The sequence below is a fragment of the Pseudoalteromonas luteoviolacea H33-S genome (genome assembly GCF_001625695.1).
GTDB lineage: Bacteria > Pseudomonadota > Gammaproteobacteria > Enterobacterales > Alteromonadaceae > Pseudoalteromonas > Pseudoalteromonas luteoviolacea_B.
In genome coordinates, this window is sequence record NZ_AUXY01000128.1 from 1 (window position 1) to 597 (window position 597).

Genomic DNA, 597 nt, shown 5'->3' on the forward strand with positions numbered 1-597 from the left:
TCTGGATTTTCGCAGCTGTATGCACTGTAATCCAGCGTATCTAACGCCAGTGCCTGAACTGTTCCAGCCTCAAATTGTCCCTGAGCTTCTGAATCTGTCAGTATTACTTCAAGCCCAGCATTTTCCACTAAATAGGCCATTCTGGCGTCTGGATAGGCTGGATCTAGCGGGACATACGCACACCCAGCCTTCAAGCTCGCCAAGATCCCCACCACGAGATCGACCGAGCGCTTCACGCAGACCCCGAGCAAACGTCCCGGCTTTGCTAAGCCATGACTCAGTAAGTAATCGGCTAGCTGATTCGCACGACCGTTGAGCGCTGCGTAGCTCAACCTCTCACTACCACAGATAAGCGCTGTGCGCTCACCCCCGGCAGCTACCTGCTGTTCAAAGCGCGCATGAATACACTGCGCCTCTTGCTGCTGTGGCTGTGCACCAGCCAAGCTGCTGAGCGTCGTCTGAAGCTCGCTGTCGCTTAGCATAGTCAGTTCTGCTAAGGTCGTCGTCGCATCGCTCTGCGTTAGCGCCATTAACAGATTATGTAAATGACCAAGCATAGCCTCCAGCGCAGCGTCATCGAATATCACTCCCTGCACT

Annotated in this window: 1 protein-coding gene; it reads right to left on the reverse strand. The window is 54.1% G+C overall.

The annotated features are described in order from the left end of the window. Window positions 1–597: AMP-binding protein (locus N477_RS23825; protein WP_155732019.1), on the reverse strand; the 597-nt coding region annotated here is incomplete at both ends.